Origin of the sequence: Streptococcus milleri, from assembly GCF_900636525.1 — a bacterium.
Lineage (GTDB): Bacteria > Bacillota > Bacilli > Lactobacillales > Streptococcaceae > Streptococcus > Streptococcus hominis.
The window spans coordinates 613,798-629,983 of the sequence record NZ_LR134288.1; the positions used below are offsets into that span (position 1 = coordinate 613,798).

A 16,186-nucleotide genomic window follows, 5' to 3' on the forward strand; every position below is an offset into this window, starting at 1 on the left:
ATGAAAAAACAACATAGTTTTATTCGTTTGTGGAGTTACTTAAAAGTTTATAGAGCTTCCGTTATCCTTGCTATCTTTTTGAAGGTGGTGAGTATTGTGATGAGCGTGCTAGAGCCTTTTGTGCTTGGTCTTGCTATTACAGAATTGACACGAAATGTGCTGGACATAGCAAAAGGAGTCGAAGGCGCCAGTATAAATACAACATATGTCTTTGGGGTAATGGCACTTTACCTTTTGCGTGGTTTGTTCTATGAAATTGGGTCTTACTATTCTAATTATTTTATGACCAATGCAGTGCAAAATACCGTACGTGACATGCGCAATGAGTTGAGTTCTAAAATTAATCAAATTCCAGTTTCTTACTTTGATAAGCATCAATTTGGAGATTTGCTAGGGCGCTTTACCAGTGATGTAGAGACTGTTTCAAATGCGCTTCAACAATCATTCTTACAAGTTGTAAATGCGGTTTTGACCATTACCTTAGTTATCGGAATGGTCTTGTATCTTAATTTTCAACTGGCTTTGATAGTGATTGCTAGCATTCCGTTGACCTATTTTGGGGCGAACTTTATTTTGAAAAAATCACAACCGTATTTTAAAAAGCAAGCAGATACGCTAGGTGTCATGAATGGATTTGTTCAAGAAAATCTAACTGGTTTTAATGTGCTGAAACTCTATGGCCGTGAAGAAACATCTTCAGACGATTTTCGAGAAATCACGCAAAACCTCCAAGAAGTCGGATTCAAAGCTAGTTTTATTTCTGGCTTGATGATGCCAATTTTGAACGCAATTTCAGATTTGACTTATCTGCTTGTAGCAGTTGTTGGTGGTCTGCAAGTCATTTCTGGACAATTAACGATTGGGAACATGCAAGCATTCGTACAATATGTGTGGCAAGTAAACCAACCAATCCAAAACCTAACGCAATTGGCTGGGCAATTGCAGAGTGCTAAGTCTTCGCTGGATCGTGTTTTCCAAGTCTTGGATGAACCAGACGAAGTAACAGATGCGAAAGAGCGGCTGGAACATGATTTGACAGGTCAGGTCAGCTTCAAGCATGTTGACTTTCAATACGTGGAAAACAAACCGCTCATTCGCGACTTCAATTTGGAGGTAAAGCCGGGTGAAATGGTAGCAATTGTCGGTCCGACCGGTGCTGGGAAGACCACCCTCATCAATCTACTCATGCGCTTTTACGATGTAACAGCAGGTTCAATTTCTGTGGATGGTCACGATATTCGCAACTTATCACGACAAGAATACCGCAAACAATTTGGTATGGTCTTGCAAGATGCTTGGCTTTATGAAGGAACAGTCAAAGAAAACTTGCGCTTTGGAAATCTGAATGCGACAGATGAAGAGATTGTGGAAGCCGCCAAAGCAGCTAATGTCGATCATTTCATTCGGACGCTTCCAGGTGGCTATAATATGGAAATGAATCAGGAATCCAGCAATATTTCGCTAGGACAAAAACAATTGCTGACCATCGCGCGAGCACTATTAGCCGATCCAAAAATCTTGATTTTGGATGAAGCGACTTCGTCCGTTGATACGCGCCTAGAGCTCTTGATTCAAAAAGCGATGAAGAACCTCATGCAAGGACGAACAAGCTTTGTCATTGCTCACCGCTTATCGACGATTCAAGAGGCAGATAAGATTTTGGTTCTCAAAGATGGACAAATCATTGAGCAAGGGACTCACGAATCGCTTCTAGCTGATAAAGGTTTCTATTACGACTTATATACAAGTCAGTTTGCCAAGAAAGAAGCCTAACGAATAAAGGAGCAAAACAAAACTCCAACGAAACAATAAAAGCACGACCCCTGTCTTGACTAGCAGTTAGCTAATCTGGATGAGTTCGTGTTTTTCTATCCTTAGCGGCACAAAGCTAAAATGCAATTGCTCTGTTCCACAACTATTTTTTGCTAAATCTTCAAAATTGCATCATATTTCTTCCGTCCGCCCCGCGGACGAAGTGAACTAGTTTTGATTTATATTGTCAGCCGAGCGGATGGGGTGGATTAGTTTTGATTTATACTGTCAGCCCGGCGGACGAAGTGAACTAGTTTTGGTTTATTGTGTCAGCTGGGCGGACGAAGTGAATGAGTTTGGGTTTATAGTGTCGGCCGAGCGGACGAGACGAATGAGTTTCAGTTTACTTCGTCGTCCCGGTCGACGGTCTGAACCAGTTTCAGTTTACTTTGTCGCTTCGGTCGACAGCTTCAATCGTTTTCTACGAATTGTTCATTCCGTTAAATAAAATTACGCCTTATCGAAAGAGGTTAGTAAGCCAAACAATGAAATACAATCCAAGAAAAATAGCGTGCCATTTCCAATAGAGTACAATCAGTCCGATTGTTTCACGTATCCAAGCCGACGGGAGAAAATAAAGTGCTGTTCTAGAGCCGATACTTCGCCCCTTTATGCCGAGCTTTCGCATGTAAATACCTGCTCGCAAAGAGTGGAAAGAGTTGGTGACGACCAAGCAATAGTAATTTTCCTTACTTTTTTGGTCTAAAATAGTTTTGCTAAACTGCAAATTTTCTAAGGTATTGGTTGACTGCTGTTCAATTATAATATCTTCTTGTGGAATACCTACTTGCCTTAAATATTGCGCCATTGCTTCTGCTTCGGTTATTGGTTCATCGACACCTTGTCCTCCAGAAACGACAATTTTGGGATGGTTATGAAATTTTTCATACATCGTCTTCCCTTTTTCGAGCCGTTGAGCAAGAAGAGGCGGAACCTTGTCTCCTATCAAACCAGACCCTAAGATGATGATGTAGTCTGGATGTTTTATGACGGGCAATACATTATAAACAAAACCGTAAAGGATATAGGTCACATAAAGATAGCTACCATAAATTAGAAGTCCATTTGTAAGAGATAGGATTTTATGAAGAAAGATAAAATGAGGAAAGAAAAAAGTAAGCGCTAGGGAAAGAGCAATAGCGAGTCCATAAAAGAGGGAGAGAAGGTTTGCTAAACGCCTGCCTTCAAAGGTCATCATCTGTCTGCCATTAAAAATGAGATAAATGGTTGAAATTATAACACTCAAAGGAATGAAAAGTGCTAAGATGAGCAAAGAAAGCATTGCCAGATTTCTATTGACAAGTTGTTCCATATGCATCACAAACAAACCAGAAACGATAGCGGCAAATAAAATTAGAACGACACTAAGCAGATAAGCATTGAAAAGTCGTCTGGGTTCGATACAAAATAAGATGACAAAAAGAAAAGCAGGGATAAACCAAATCAAATGAAGCAGCATAAATGATAGAAATCCTTTCAACCAATTTCCTTTTTAGTATAGCATAAAAGTTCCTGTAAAAAAGTAAATTTAAAAAACAATGGACTTAAAAATTGAAATATTATTAAAAAATATGGTATAATATTTTTATGTCTTGGGGTCGTTACGGATTCGACAGGCATTATGAGGCACATTTTGCGACTCATCAAGCGGATGTAAAGCGCCAGTTAAATATAACTGCAAAAAATAATAATTCTTACGCTTTAGCTGCCTAAAAAACAGCCAGCGTGACCAGATTCGGATCGCTCGTGTTCGATGACAGGTCTTAATAATAGCGAGATACGATTAAGTCTTGTCTAGGGACTTGATAAGAGATTAATAGACTCGCTTGGCTTTGGCTTGAGTTATGTGTCAAAGTGAAGTTAAATCCAATACATAACCTATGGTTGTAGACAAATGTGTTGGCAGGTGTTTGGACGTGGGTTCGATTCCCACCGGCTCCATTAATAAATATGGAAGATTACTCAAGAGGCTTAAGAGGCTGTGTTGGAAACGCAGTAGGCGTGTGAAAGCGTGCGTGGGTTCGAATCCCATGTCTTCCGTTTTGTTACAAAACGCTCGTTAGTGGCGTTTTTTTACTAGAAGATAAAATGAGTGAAGAGAACGGATTCACTCATTTATTTTTTTGAAAGATATTGAAATTTTTCTGAAAAGTAGTAGACTGTTACTAGAAAGTTTGGAGGTTTCTCGTGAAATTATACGTACAATTGATGATTATTTTTTCAATTTCTTTGATAGGAGAAGGGATTTCCTATCTTTTTCATTTGCCTATTCCGGGGAGTATTATTGGGCTTATTCTTCTTTTTTTGGCTTTGCAATTTAAAATTCTCAGATTGCGGCATGTGAGTATGGTGGGAAATTTTTTATTAGCCAATATGACCATTTTATTTTTGCCGCCGGCTGTAGGAATTATGGATAAATTTCATGTCATTGCGCCTTATCTGCTGCCGATTGTTTTGATTATTCTTGGAGCGATTGTGATCAATGTGGTTGTCATTGCCGTGGTTGTTCACTTTATCAAAAACCGCTTTGAAGGAGATTACGGAGAAGGAGAAACAAGAAATGTCTAACTTGTGGGGGAATCCCTTATTTGGTTTAGCTTTATCGATCTTTGCTTATCTGGTAGGAATGTTGATTTTTCGTAGGTTTCCGCATCCTCTGACAACACCTTTGTTACTAGCCACCATATTTGTTATTGTATTTTTAAAATTGACAGGAATTTCCTACAAAAATTACTACGTAGGCGGGGCGTATTTGAATAATCTCATTGTGCCGTCAACGGTTGCACTGGGAATTCCTTTGTATAAAACATTTCATCTCATGAAACACCATGCCAGAAGCATTTTGATTGGTACTTTTATAGCGGTGGTAGTGAATACTAGTTTTACGGCCTTGGTCGCCAAGGCTTTTGGAATGGATTTTTTCTTAGCAATTTCACTATTTCCCAAATCAGTAACAACAGCTATGGCGGTTGGAATTACAGATAAAATGCAAGGGCTGACGACAGTGACGTTGGTGGTCGTAGTAGCAACGGGAATCTTGACAAGTGTGATAGGACCGACTGTTTTAAGGATTTTAAAAATCAAAGATCCTGTTGCAGTAGGCTTAGCTCTTGGAGGAACGGGACATGCTGTTGGGACAGGGACTGCCTTTAAATACGGACAAGTTGCAGGTGCTATGGCTGGTCTAGCTATTGGCGTGACAGGGATTATGTATGTGATTGTCAGTCCAATTGTTGCAAGTATTATTTTAAAATAGCAAAAAACGAGAATGACTGTGCTGTGACTATTTTTTGAAAGCAAGTATGTTTTCTGCCCCATTTCTTAAAAAACATGATATAATAGAGAGTAAAAACTTTTTGATAGAAAGACAGTTATGGATTTAAAAGATTATATTGCAACCATTGAAAATTACCCGCAAGAAGGGATTTTATTTCGTGACATTAGCCCATTGATGGCAGATGGAAATGCCTACAGCTATGCGATTCGTGAAATTGTCCAATATGCTACGGACAAGAAAATTGACATGATTGTCGGTCCAGAAGCGCGTGGATTTATTGTTGGATGTCCGGTAGCTTATGAGCTTGGAGTTGGTTTTGCTCCAGTACGTAAGCCTGGGAAATTGCCTCGTGAGGTTATCTCAGCTAGTTATGAAAAAGAGTATGGTGTAGATACCTTAACAATGCACGCTGACTCTATCAAGCCTGGACAGCGTGTACTGATTGTTGATGACCTTCTTGCAACGGGAGGAACGGTTAAAGCAACAATTGAAATGGTTGAACGTTTAGGTGGTATCGTTGCAGGTTGCGCTTTCCTTATTGAATTGGATGAATTGAAGGGACGCGAAGCTATTGGTAACTACGATTACAAAGTTCTCATGCATTATTAAGGTATAAGTAAAAGCTATATCTTGTTGTAGAAAAAGTATAATTGAAAACTATATCTCCTTTCAGTATAATAAAAGCAGAAAGTAAAAGGAGATATTTTCATGCCTATTAAAATTGATAAGAAATTACCAGCTGTTGACATTTTAAGATCTGAGAATATCTTTGTTATGGATGATGAGCGCGCAGAACACCAAGATATTCGTCCTCTGAATATCTTGATTTTGAATTTAATGCCGCAAAAAACAGTAACAGAAGCGCAGTTGTTGCGTCATTTAGCAAATACGCCATTGCAACTTCGGATTGAATTTCTTTATATGACTTCTCATACCTTCAAAACGACACATGCGGACTATATGGAGACCTTTTATAAGACTTTTGATGAGATCAAAGGTCGTTATTTTGACGGTTTGATTGTCACTGGAGCGCCAGTCGAGCATTTGCCTTTTGAAGCAGTAGATTATTGGGAAGAATTTCGACAAGTTATTGACTGGTCCAAATCGCATGTTTACTCTACCTTGCATATTTGTTGGGGAGCGCAAGCAGCTCTTTATGCTCGTTATGGCATTGCCAAACACCAGATGAAGCGCAAGTTGTCCGGTATTTATAGTCAATCCACACCAGAAAAACCAAATTTGCTGTTTCGTGGTTTTGATGATGAATACGCAGCTCCTCATTCGCGTTATACAGAAGTTCGCAAAGAGGATATTTTAAACAAGAGTAATTTGGAAATTTTAGCTTGTGGAGAAGAGGTTGGTGTCTCCGTTGTGGCAAGTCGTGATCTTCGCGAAGTGTATAGCTTTGGTCATTTGGAATATGACCGCGAGACCTTGGCAAAAGAATATTCGCGTGATGTAGACGCAGGGCTGAATCCGCATATTCCAGAAAATTATTTCAAAAATGATGATGTTACTTCAGTCCCCTGTTTACGATGGAATCTGGCTGCGGCGCTGTTTTTCAACAATTGGATTAATTATGCTGTTTATCAGGAAACGCCATTTGACTGGGCAAATGCAGCAAATGACGCTTCCTTGTTTGCTCATTTATAAGAGGTGTTATGACTTATTTATCAGCGTATAAGACGGGCAATTTAGTATTGCCAACTGAGCTTTTTTTCCATTTTCATGAAATATTTGATAATAGTGATGACTTTTTGGTCTGGCAATTTTTTTATTTGCAAAATACAACGTCGCTAGAAGAGATTTCTCCTGTTCAGATTGCAGAAAGTATCGGGAAATCCGTTGCAGAGGTCAATCGCTCTATGTCAAATTTGACAGAAAAAGGATTGTTGCAGTATAAAACGATTGCCCTCAATGGTGAAATTGAGGCAGTTTTTGATGCGCTACCAGCGCTTGAACGATTAGATGAAATTGTAGAAAGTCGCTCAAGCGTTGCGCAAACTGTTTCTCAAAATGTTTTAAAAGACTTGGTCGAAACTTTTCAGCAAGAATTAGGTCGCCTCTTGACACCGTTTGAAATCGAGGATTTAACAAAAACGATTCAAGATGACAAGATCAATCCTGAACTTGTTACTGCTGCTCTTCGTGAAGCTGTTTTTAATGGAAAGGCAAACTGGAGATACATCCAAGCTATTTTACGGAATTGGCGCCGTGAAGGCATTACAACAGTAGCACAGGTAGAAGCGAAGCGAGAAGAACGTGAAGCGGCAAATCCGCAAAATATCACTGTCTCAGATGATTTTTTGAAGGCTATGGATTTGTGGCGAGATTAAGATGTCGGAGTTTGTTCCCTTGGAATAGACTCTTTTTTTAGTTCCTTAAAAATGATATACTAAGTGAAACGATTATTTTAGAAATGAGTTATCATGCAAGTAAAGAATATCTCAAAACGTTTGAGAAAAGTAGCTGGTTTTGTACCACAGGATGCCAAAATCTTGGATGTAGGAAGTGACCACGCTTATTTACCGATTTATCTAATTCAGCAGGGAAGCACTTCCTCGGCTATTGCTAGTGAAGTTGTTGAGGGACCTTATCAGTCTGCGGTGACGAATGTAGCAGATAATCAGATGTCCGATAAAATTGATGTTCGCTTGGCAAATGGTTTGGCAGCTTTTGATGCAGAAGATCAGATTGATGTTATCGTTATTGCAGGAATGGGAGGAGGATTGATAGCAGATATTTTAGACAATGGCAGTGCAAAATTGGCATCTGTTAAGCGTCTGATTCTTCAGCCTAACAATCGGGAAGATGAACTTCGCAGGTGGTTATGTGGTCATAATTTTCAAATTACAGAAGAAGCTATTGTGGAAGAAAATGGGAAATTTTACGAGATAATGATAGCTGAACAGGGGCATCAAGTGTTGAATGCTAAACAAGAACGCTTCGGACCTTATCTAATGAGGGAGCAATCAGCTGTTTTTCTAGATAAATGGCAGCGAGAAGTAGACAAGCTGGAAAAAGCTCTGGCTAAAATCCCTGAGAAAAATCTAACGGAACGCTCTGCTATGTCCCAAAAAATCAAGCAAATCAAGGAGGTACTGCATGCTGGCAAGTGATGTTATTAACCGTTATGAAGCATACTGTCCTAAGGATCTGTCCATGACGGGAGATGTCTGCGGACTGCAAATTGGAACTCTGAATAAGGAAGTTAAGCGAGTACTGATAGCTTTGGATATCCGCGAGCAGACAGTTGTAGAGGCGATTGAAAAAGATGTAGATTTGATTTTGGTTAAACACGCACCGATCTTTCGGCCTATTAAGGATTTAGTGGCAGACCGACCTCAGAATCAGATTTACATCGATCTGATTAAGCACGATATTGCAGTCTATGTCAGCCATACCAATATTGATATTGTGGATGACGGTCTCAATGACTGGTTCTGTGATCTACTAGAAATCACTGATACGGATTATCTTAGCGAAACGGTTCCTGGACACGGCATTGGTCGTATTGGCAAGATTGCACCTCAGACTTTTGGAGACTTTGCAGGCAAGGTTAAGGAAACTTTTGGTCTGGATAGTCTGCGTTTGGTGACTTATTCGGTTGTGGATCTGGAGCGAATGATTGAGAAAGTGGCAATCTGTGGTGGCAGTGGTCAATCCTTGTACAAAGAGGCATTTGCTAAGGGAGCACAAGTTTATATTACGGGCGATATTTACTACCATACAGCACAAGATATGCTAAGTGAGGGTCTTCTAGCTTTGGATCCGGGTCATCATATAGAAGTGCTCTTTGTAAAAAAATTGGTTGAAAAGTTTCAAGACTGGAAAGTAGAAGAGGGTTGGGAAGTTGAATTTTTAGCCAGTCAAGTTTCTACAAATCCTTTTAAACATATCTAAGTAGGAAATTGTATGAAAAAAGTAGCGATTATCGGAGCAGGGATTGTTGGATCAACTGTTGCCTATTATCTATCAAAAAATCCTGTTTATCAGGTAACAGTTTTTGACCATGGAATAGGTCAGGCAACCAAAGCAGCAGCTGGTATTATCAGTCCGTGGTTTTCTAAGCGGCGCAATAAAGCATGGTATCGTATGGCGCGACTGGGAGCAGATTTTTATCTGGATTTGATAGCTGATTTACAGAAGGACGGTTTTGCAACGGAGTTTTATCAGCAGACTGGCGTCTTTTTGCTGAAGAAAAAAGAGGAGAGCTTGGAGGCACTCTATGACTTGGCAGACCAACGGCGAAAAGAGTCACCGCTCATTGGCGACTTGCGGCTACTTTCACGGGCGGAAGCAGCAGAGTACTTTCCAAATCTTAAAGGTTTTGACCGGTTGCTCTATGCTTCTGGAGGAGCACGCGTGGAAGGCTCATTATTGACTCAGACTTTGCTTACGGCTAGCGGTGCAGAAGTAATTCAAAAGAAAGTAAGTTTGGACATTCGAGATGGGGCTTTCTGGGTTGATAGTTGTTGTTTTGACCAAGTTATATTGGCAACAGGAGCTTGGTTGCCCGAGTTTTTGAGTCCATTAGGTTATCAAGTGGATATTCGTCCACAAAAAGGGCAGCTGCGAGATTATCAGACTGCTCTGGTGACAGATGATTATCCAGTTGTTATGCCAGAAGGAGAGCTAGATATTATTCCTTTTCAAAATGGCAAAATCAGTATGGGAGCTACACACGAAAATGAAATGGGCTATGACCTTAAAGTAGATCAGGTCATGCTAGATAAAATGGAACAGGAAGCTCTCTACTATTTTCCTAGGTTATCTCAGGCGAAAGTGGTGAACGAACGGGTCGGAATTCGAGCCTATACTAGTGACTTTTCTCCCTTCTTTGGTCAGGTGCCAGATCTTCCTCAGGTATTTGCAGCTAGTGGTTTAGGCTCGTCTGGCTTGACGACAGGACCTCTCATCGGATATCATTTAGTTCAGATAATTCAGGGAAAAAACGGTAGTTTAAATCCAGCGGATTATCCCATTGAAAGCTACATTAAGAAAGAGAAGTAGGTGACAGAGAATATTTTAAATTGGGTCAATGTTTGTGTGAAAAAAGAGAATCAAGTTCTCTTGCTCAATCGACAGCATGATGATTTTAAAGGTTGGATTCAGCCAGGTGGAAAAGTTGAGTTTCCAGAATCTTTTTTTGAAGCAGCAGCTCGTGAGTTGAAAGAGGAAACGGGATTGACGGCTTTGAAATTACAGCTTAAAGGCATTTCAGGTTTTACCAATCCAGCAAAAGCAGAGCGTTATGTCTATTATGATTTTCTCTGTGAGGATTTTGAAGGGGAACTGCTAACGGAATCACAAGAAGGTCAGCCCAAATGGTGGTCAATTGATGAACTGGAATCGTTATTCATGCAGGACGACATCAGAGATAGGCTTCCTTTGTACTGGCGAAAGGGCTCCTTTGAGCGGATTCACTATTGGGATGAAGAGAACCATTGCATCAAAGAAACCAAGACGATATTGTATGATGAAAGATAATGAGGAGATGAAGTTGTTATGAACTGGTTGCAGGAGCAGCCTGTGGTGCTGCAGGCTTTTTTGGCGGGACTCTTTACATGGGGCTGTACCATTGTGGGCTCTGCGGTTGTCTTTTCTTTAAAACAGTCAGTCGTAAGCTGCTGGATATTATGATGGGATTTGCAGCTGGTGTCATGATTGCAGCTTCATTTTGGTCGCTCTTGCAGCCTTCAATTGAGTATGCAAAAGGTAACTATGGAGTCTGGTCTTGGATGCCAGCCGCCCTTGGTTTTCTGTTGGGTGGTTTCTTCTTGCGCTTTATTGATGCGGTAGTACCCCATTTACACCTTAGCAAGAAGGATGTATCTGAGGCAGAAAGTCTGCCGGAGCACAGCCGGAATAAACTGTCCAAAACGGCCCTGCTTTTTCTGGCTATTACCATACACAATTTTCCAGAAGGCTTGGCAGTAGGAGTGGCCTTTGGTGCCTTATCCAGCAATTCCAGTCCAGAAGTCTTTATCGGAGCCGTAGGTCTGGCTTTGGGAATTGGTCTCCAAAATGTGCCGGAAGGGGCAGCTTTGTCCATTCCTATACGGACAGACGGGGAATCGCGTCTTAAGGCTTTTTACTGGGGCTCGATGTCAGCTATTGTTGAGCCTATCGGAGCGGTTCTTGGCGCTTATGCGGTTATGGCAATGACGGCTATTCTACCCTATGCCCTGTCTTTTGCGGCGGGAGCCATGATTTTCGTCGTCGTGGAGGAGCTGATACCAGATTCTCAGACAAATGGCAATACAGATGTTGCGACTTTAGGTCTCATGGTGGGCTTTGTGTTGATGATGGTATTGGATGTGGCTTTGGGATAGCAGATACTTTTTTTAATTAGGCATCTATTTTATCAGTTGCCTAGATAACAACAGTTCTATCTTGGTAGATTTTTGGTTTCGTTTTTGATTTTCATTAAGTATGAAAAGCTTTGAATGAAAGTACTCTCTTTCTTGAAGGATGACATCCGCTTTCAAAAATGGTAAAATAAGGAGAATACATTTAAGAGAGGAAACTCATTATGAAAGGTATTATCCTTGCAGGTGGTTCTGGTACACGTTTATATCCTTTGACTAGAGCTGCGTCTAAACAACTCATGCCGGTTTATGACAAACCCATGATTTATTATCCATTGTCAACCCTCATGCTGGCTGGTATCAAGGACATCTTGATTATCTCAACACCGACAGATCTCCCTCGCTTTGAGGATTTGTTGGGTGATGGCTCGGAGTTTGGCATCAAACTTTCTTACGCTGAGCAACCAAGTCCAGATGGTTTGGCGCAAGCCTTTATCATCGGTGCTGATTTTATCGGAGATGACCATGTGGCTTTGATTTTAGGTGATAATATTTATCATGGCCCAGGTCTTAGTAAAATGCTGCAAAAAGCTGCTTCAAAGGAAAATGGAGCGACTGTCTTTGGTTATCAAGTAAAAGACCCAGAGCGTTTCGGTGTGGTTGAATTTGATGACAATATGAATGCCATTTCTATCGAAGAAAAACCAGAACAGCCACGTTCTAACTATGCAGTTACAGGACTTTATTTCTATGACAATGACGTAGTAGAAATTGCTAAAAATATCAAGCCTAGTCCACGTGGAGAGCTGGAAATCACTGATGTCAATAAGGCTTACTTAGACCGCGGTGATTTGTCTGTTGAGCTGATGGGACGTGGTTTTGCTTGGTTGGACACCGGTACACACGAGAGCTTATTAGAAGCTGCTCAATACATCGAAACCGTCCAACGTATGCAAAATGTGCAAGTAGCAAACCTAGAGGAAATTGCTTACCGTATGGGTTATATTACCAAAGAACAAGTGCATGATTTGGCACAATCACTTAAAAAGAACGAATACGGTCACTACTTATTACGTTTGATTGGAGAAGAATAAGACATGTCTGAACAATTTTTTGAAAAAAAATTAGCAGTTCGTAAGATTGAAGCCATTCCTGGCATGCTGGAATTTGATATTCCAGTTCATGGGGACAATCGTGGCTGGTTCAAGGAAAACTTTCAAAAAGAAAAAATGGTACCCCTTGGTTTTCCAGAAAGCTTTTTTGCTGAAGGTAAGCTCCAAAACAATGTCAGCTTTTCCCGCAAAAATGTGCTCCGTGGTCTTCATGCAGAACCTTGGGATAAGTACATTTCTGTCGCAGATGGCGGAAAAGTTCTCGGTTCTTGGGTTGATTTGCGTGAAGGGGAAACATTCGGAAATACCTACCAAACGGTCATTGATGCCAGCAAAGGGATTTTCGTTCCTCGCGGTGTAGCAAATGGCTTTCAAGTATTGTCAGATACGGTTTCTTATAGCTATTTGGTCAATGACTACTGGGCATTGGAATTGAAACCTAAGTATGCCTTTGTCAACTATGCTGATCCCGCTCTTGGCATTGAATGGGAAAATCTTGACCAAGCAGAAGTATCTGAAGCAGATAAGAATCATCCAATGCTTAAGGATGTTGAACCTTTGACCAAAGATATGTTATAATACCCTCAGAAAATAGGAGAAAATCTTTTCATGACTGAATATAAAAATATTGTAGTGACAGGTGGTGCTGGTTTTATCGGCTCTAACTTTGTCCATTATGTGTACAATAACTTTCCAGATGTGCATATTACCGTTCTGGATAAACTGACTTATGCTGGTAACCGTGCCAATATTGAAGAAATTCTAGGCGACCGCGTGGAGTTGGTTGTTGGAGACATTGCAGACGCAGCGATTGTTGACCAAGTGGCTAAGAATGCGGATGCTATTGTTCACTATGCGGCAGAAAGCCATAATGACAACTCACTTAATGACCCACGTCCGTTTATTGATACGAACTTTGTCGGAACTTATACGCTTCTTGAAGCGGCTCGTAAATACGATCTTCGTTTCCACCATGTATCTACTGACGAAGTTTATGGTGACCTTCCTCTTCGTGAAGATCTTCCGGGGCATGGTGAAGGACCAGGTGAAAAATTCACCCCAGAAACCAAATACAATCCAAGCTCACCTTATTCTTCAACTAAGGCAGCTTCTGATTTGATTGTCAAGGCTTGGGTGCGCTCTTTCGGTGTTAAGGCAACCATTTCTAACTGTTCAAACAACTACGGACCATATCAACACATCGAAAAATTCATTCCGCGTCAGATTACCAACATCCTTTCAGGCATTCGTCCAAAACTTTATGGTGAAGGAAAGAATGTTCGTGACTGGATTCATACCAATGACCATTCATCAGGGGTTTGGACCATTCTCACAAAAGGGAAGATTGGTGAAACCTACCTAATTGGTGCAGATGGTGAGAAGAATAACAAAGAAGTGCTAGAGCTCATTCTCAAAGAAATGGGACAGCCAGCTGACGCTTACGACCATGTAACAGACCGTGCTGGACATGATTTGCGCTATGCTATTGATGCTAGCAAGTTGCGTAATGAACTAGGCTGGAAGCCAGAATTTACCAACTTTGAGGCTGGACTGAAAGAAACAATCAAGTGGTACACGGACCACCAAGATTGGTGGAAAGCTGAAAAGGAAGCTGTCGAAACCAACTATGCTAAGACACAAAAAGTATTAAAATAATCACTATTGAAGCTTTGTCTTTAAAGGAGAATCATGAAACATAAAATTTTAGTAACAGGTGGAGCCGGATTTATCGGAACGCATACCGTTATTGAGTTAGTCAATGCTGGACACGAAGTTGTTATTGTTGATAATTTAGTGAACAGCAGCAAAAAAAGTGTAGAAGTTGTAGAACGAATTGTTGGTCAAAAAATTCCATTTTATCAAGTGGACATTCGTGATAAGAAAGCCTTGCTTGAAATCTTTAAAGCAGAACAACCAACAGGTGTGATTCATTTTGCAGCGTTGAAGGCAGTTGGTGAATCAACACAAATTCCATTGACTTATTACGAAAACAACATTACAGGAACATTGACATTACTACGTGTTATGGAAGAAGTCAATTGCAAAAATATCATTTTCAGCTCTTCTGCAACTGTCTATGGCGATCCTCATACTGTTCCAATTTTAGAAGATTTTCCTCTGTCAGTCACCAATCCTTACGGACGTACAAAACTAATGATTGAAGAAATGCTGACAGATATTTATAAAGCTGATTCAAGCTGGAATGTTGTCTTGCTTCGGTATTTTAATCCAATTGGTGCTCATGAAAGTGGTGATTTGGGTGAAAATCCAAATGGCATCCCAAATAATCTTTTGCCGTACGTGACACAAGTTGCTGTTGGAAAATTAAAAGAAGTGCAAGTATTTGGTGATGATTATCCAACAGTTGACGGTACTGGTGTTCGTGACTATATTCACGTGGTGGATTTGGCAAAAGGACATGTGGCTGCTCTGCAAAAGATTGAAGGAACTGCTGGTCTAAATATCTATAACCTTGGTACCGGCAAAGGATATTCTGTTTTAGAAATTATCCAAAATATGGAAAAAGCAGTCGGTAAACCAATCCCTTATAAGATTGTTGACCGTCGCCCTGGTGACATTGCCACTTGTTATGCCGACTCTACAAAAGCAAAAGAGGAATTAGGCTGGGAAGCACAATTTGATATTACACGCATGTGCCAAGATGCTTGGCATTGGCAAAGCAAACACCCAAATGGATTTGATGACTAAATAAAAAATATGTCAATAGTAGACGAGGCTGGGATAGTAGTTTCTCAGCCTCGCTTTTTGCATAGAAATAAGCTTGATGCACAGTAGTTGATTACTCAAAACATTGCGTTGAAGTTGCGAATAATGCTTGCGAGGTATTTTCTATTCAAGCTTGTAAGAAGTATCTAATCAACCTTGTGGAAGTTGACCAGAACTCGCTGTTCTGAAGTTTTTGCATGATGACTTGAAAGTAAATTTACTAAAAAAATAGAAAACCAGTTAAGCATTTTTCTGGTGGAATAATGTTCTTTGTGTTAAACTAAAAATATGGAACATCATTTTAATCATAAAGCAGAATCATTCGATTCTCCCAAAAATATATTTATTGCCAATCTTATTCGCCAAGAAGTGGAGAAACAAATTGTAGATTTCTCTGACAAGTGCATTTTAGATTTTGGCGGTGGTACAGGATTGGTGAGCCTGCCATTGGCAACTCAATCTAAGTCAGTCATGCTTGTTGATATTTCTGAAAAAATGCTTGAGCAAGCTCGCCTAAAAGTGGAAAAGCAAGCCATTGAGAATGTTTATTTGTTGCAGCAGGATTTGTTGACAAAACCATTAAACCAATTATTTGACATCATCGTGGTTAGTCGTGTTCTTCATCATATGCCAAATATTGAGAAGACTCTAGCGATGTTTAGAAATCATCTTGTAGAAGACGGACAACTTTTTATTGCAGATTTTGTTAAAACAGACGTAAATCATCATGGCTTTCATCTTGATGACTTGGAAGGAAAACTGTCTCAAAGTGGCTTCTCATCCGTCAAATCTCAGATAATTTATAGTGCAGAGGAACTCTTTTTAGGAAATTATGCCGAGCTTTTCTTGACATTAGCACAAAATCACTCGTTTGCATGACGAGTGATTTTGGTTTGTCTTTATAGTAGATTTCTTGATTATTTTATGGAAATAGTAGAAAATGGCGC

At 40.3% G+C, this 16,186-nt stretch carries 16 protein-coding genes, 1 tRNA gene, 1 other RNA gene and 1 pseudogene; 18 read left to right on the forward strand and 1 reads right to left on the reverse strand.

Translation table 11 applies throughout. The annotated features are described in order from the left end of the window. Complete coding sequence (locus tag EL087_RS03000) at positions 1–1,773, forward strand: ABC transporter ATP-binding protein (protein ID WP_126406766.1); 1,773 nt, start codon at positions 1–3, stop codon at positions 1,771–1,773. Between the two features lie 496 nt (positions 1,774–2,269). On the opposite strand, the gene EL087_RS03005 is transcribed toward EL087_RS03000, so the two are convergent. After that, entirely contained in the window at positions 2,270–3,271 is a 1,002-nt protein-coding gene (locus tag EL087_RS03005; protein WP_126408123.1) for a YdcF family protein, read from the reverse strand. 135 nt (positions 3,272–3,406) lie between these two features. Between EL087_RS03005 and ssrA the strand changes: the two genes are divergently transcribed. The 17 genes and pseudogenes from ssrA (at position 3,407) to EL087_RS03090 (ending at position 16,118) form a co-directional block, all read left to right on the forward strand. Then, positions 3,407–3,756, forward strand: a transfer-messenger RNA (tmRNA) gene (gene ssrA, locus EL087_RS03010). Positions 3,757–3,764: 8 nt separating this feature from the next. Next, positions 3,765–3,852: transfer RNA gene (locus tag EL087_RS03015), tRNA-Ser, on the forward strand. A gap of 147 nt (positions 3,853–3,999) precedes the next feature. After that, positions 4,000–4,380, forward strand: a complete 381-nt coding sequence (locus EL087_RS03020) for a CidA/LrgA family protein (protein WP_126406768.1) — start codon at positions 4,000–4,002, stop codon at positions 4,378–4,380. Then, the gene (locus tag EL087_RS03025; RefSeq protein WP_126406770.1) at positions 4,373–5,068 is read left to right on the forward strand and encodes an LrgB family protein; all 696 of its coding nucleotides are present in this window, start codon (positions 4,373–4,375) and stop codon (positions 5,066–5,068) included. The genes EL087_RS03020 and EL087_RS03025 overlap by 8 nt, the downstream gene beginning before the upstream one ends. A 117-nt stretch (positions 5,069–5,185) precedes the next feature. Next, entirely contained in the window at positions 5,186–5,698 is a 513-nt protein-coding gene (locus tag EL087_RS03030) for an adenine phosphoribosyltransferase (RefSeq protein WP_003025236.1), read from the forward strand. Positions 5,699–5,797: 99 nt separating this feature from the next. Continuing rightward, entirely contained in the window at positions 5,798–6,742 is a 945-nt protein-coding gene (metA, locus tag EL087_RS03035) for a homoserine O-acetyltransferase MetA (RefSeq protein ID WP_126406772.1), read from the forward strand. Positions 6,743–6,750: 8 nt separating this feature from the next. Next, positions 6,751–7,425 (forward strand): DnaD domain-containing protein, encoded by a 675-nt coding sequence (locus EL087_RS03040; RefSeq protein ID WP_126406774.1) that lies wholly within the window; start codon positions 6,751–6,753, stop codon positions 7,423–7,425. Positions 7,426–7,518: 93 nt separating this feature from the next. Continuing rightward, entirely contained in the window at positions 7,519–8,208 is a 690-nt protein-coding gene (locus EL087_RS03045; RefSeq protein WP_126406776.1) for a tRNA (adenine(22)-N(1))-methyltransferase, read from the forward strand. Beyond that, positions 8,195–8,992, forward strand: a complete 798-nt coding sequence (locus EL087_RS03050; protein WP_126406778.1) for a Nif3-like dinuclear metal center hexameric protein — start codon at positions 8,195–8,197, stop codon at positions 8,990–8,992. The genes EL087_RS03045 and EL087_RS03050 overlap by 14 nt, the downstream gene beginning before the upstream one ends. Positions 8,993–9,004: 12 nt before the next feature. Then, the gene (locus tag EL087_RS03055; protein WP_126406780.1) at positions 9,005–10,102 is read left to right on the forward strand and encodes an NAD(P)/FAD-dependent oxidoreductase; all 1,098 of its coding nucleotides are present in this window, start codon (positions 9,005–9,007) and stop codon (positions 10,100–10,102) included. Further along, positions 10,103–10,579: an 8-oxo-dGTP diphosphatase gene (locus EL087_RS03060; protein ID WP_126406782.1), complete on the forward strand. Its 477-nt coding sequence runs from the start codon at positions 10,103–10,105 to the stop codon at positions 10,577–10,579. Positions 10,580–10,597: 18 nt separating this feature from the next. After that, a pseudogene (locus EL087_RS03065) lies at positions 10,598–11,424 on the forward strand (ZIP family metal transporter). 200 nt (positions 11,425–11,624) lie between these two features. Then, the gene (gene rfbA, locus EL087_RS03070; protein WP_003030472.1) at positions 11,625–12,494 is read left to right on the forward strand and encodes a glucose-1-phosphate thymidylyltransferase RfbA; all 870 of its coding nucleotides are present in this window, start codon (positions 11,625–11,627) and stop codon (positions 12,492–12,494) included. A 3-nt stretch (positions 12,495–12,497) separates the two neighbouring features. Continuing rightward, positions 12,498–13,091 (forward strand): dTDP-4-dehydrorhamnose 3,5-epimerase family protein, encoded by a 594-nt coding sequence (locus tag EL087_RS03075; RefSeq protein WP_057489612.1) that lies wholly within the window; start codon positions 12,498–12,500, stop codon positions 13,089–13,091. Between the two features lie 30 nt (positions 13,092–13,121). After that, positions 13,122–14,168: a dTDP-glucose 4,6-dehydratase gene (gene rfbB, locus EL087_RS03080; RefSeq protein WP_126406786.1), complete on the forward strand. Its 1,047-nt coding sequence runs from the start codon at positions 13,122–13,124 to the stop codon at positions 14,166–14,168. A 33-nt stretch (positions 14,169–14,201) separates the two neighbouring features. Continuing rightward, a complete protein-coding gene (galE, locus tag EL087_RS03085) occupies positions 14,202–15,221 on the forward strand; it encodes a UDP-glucose 4-epimerase GalE (RefSeq protein WP_126406788.1) in 1,020 nt (339 codons plus the stop codon). 306 nt (positions 15,222–15,527) lie between these two features. Then, positions 15,528–16,118, forward strand: a complete 591-nt coding sequence (locus EL087_RS03090) for a class I SAM-dependent methyltransferase (RefSeq protein WP_003040247.1) — start codon at positions 15,528–15,530, stop codon at positions 16,116–16,118. Positions 16,119–16,186 lie beyond the last annotated feature (68 nt).

What these genes read in the sequence shown, in the direction of transcription:
- EL087_RS03000 (WP_126406766.1), top strand. Translation starts at nt 1, where the DNA reads ATGAAAAAACAACATAGTTTTATTCGTTTGTGGAGTTACTTAAAAGTT.
- EL087_RS03005 (WP_126408123.1), bottom strand. Translation starts at nt 3,271, where the DNA reads ATGCTGCTTCATTTGATTTGGTTTATCCCTGCTTTTCTTTTTGTCATC.
- EL087_RS03025 (WP_126406770.1), top strand. Translation starts at nt 4,373, where the DNA reads ATGTCTAACTTGTGGGGGAATCCCTTATTTGGTTTAGCTTTATCGATC.
- EL087_RS03030 (WP_003025236.1), top strand. Translation starts at nt 5,186, where the DNA reads ATGGATTTAAAAGATTATATTGCAACCATTGAAAATTACCCGCAAGAA.
- metA (WP_126406772.1), top strand. Translation starts at nt 5,798, where the DNA reads ATGCCTATTAAAATTGATAAGAAATTACCAGCTGTTGACATTTTAAGA.
- EL087_RS03040 (WP_126406774.1), top strand. Translation starts at nt 6,751, where the DNA reads ATGACTTATTTATCAGCGTATAAGACGGGCAATTTAGTATTGCCAACT.
- EL087_RS03045 (WP_126406776.1), top strand. Translation starts at nt 7,519, where the DNA reads ATGCAAGTAAAGAATATCTCAAAACGTTTGAGAAAAGTAGCTGGTTTT.
- EL087_RS03050 (WP_126406778.1), top strand. Translation starts at nt 8,195, where the DNA reads ATGCTGGCAAGTGATGTTATTAACCGTTATGAAGCATACTGTCCTAAG.
- EL087_RS03055 (WP_126406780.1), top strand. Translation starts at nt 9,005, where the DNA reads ATGAAAAAAGTAGCGATTATCGGAGCAGGGATTGTTGGATCAACTGTT.
- rfbA (WP_003030472.1), top strand. Translation starts at nt 11,625, where the DNA reads ATGAAAGGTATTATCCTTGCAGGTGGTTCTGGTACACGTTTATATCCT.
- EL087_RS03075 (WP_057489612.1), top strand. Translation starts at nt 12,498, where the DNA reads ATGTCTGAACAATTTTTTGAAAAAAAATTAGCAGTTCGTAAGATTGAA.
- rfbB (WP_126406786.1), top strand. Translation starts at nt 13,122, where the DNA reads ATGACTGAATATAAAAATATTGTAGTGACAGGTGGTGCTGGTTTTATC.
- galE (WP_126406788.1), top strand. Translation starts at nt 14,202, where the DNA reads ATGAAACATAAAATTTTAGTAACAGGTGGAGCCGGATTTATCGGAACG.
- EL087_RS03090 (WP_003040247.1), top strand. Translation starts at nt 15,528, where the DNA reads ATGGAACATCATTTTAATCATAAAGCAGAATCATTCGATTCTCCCAAA.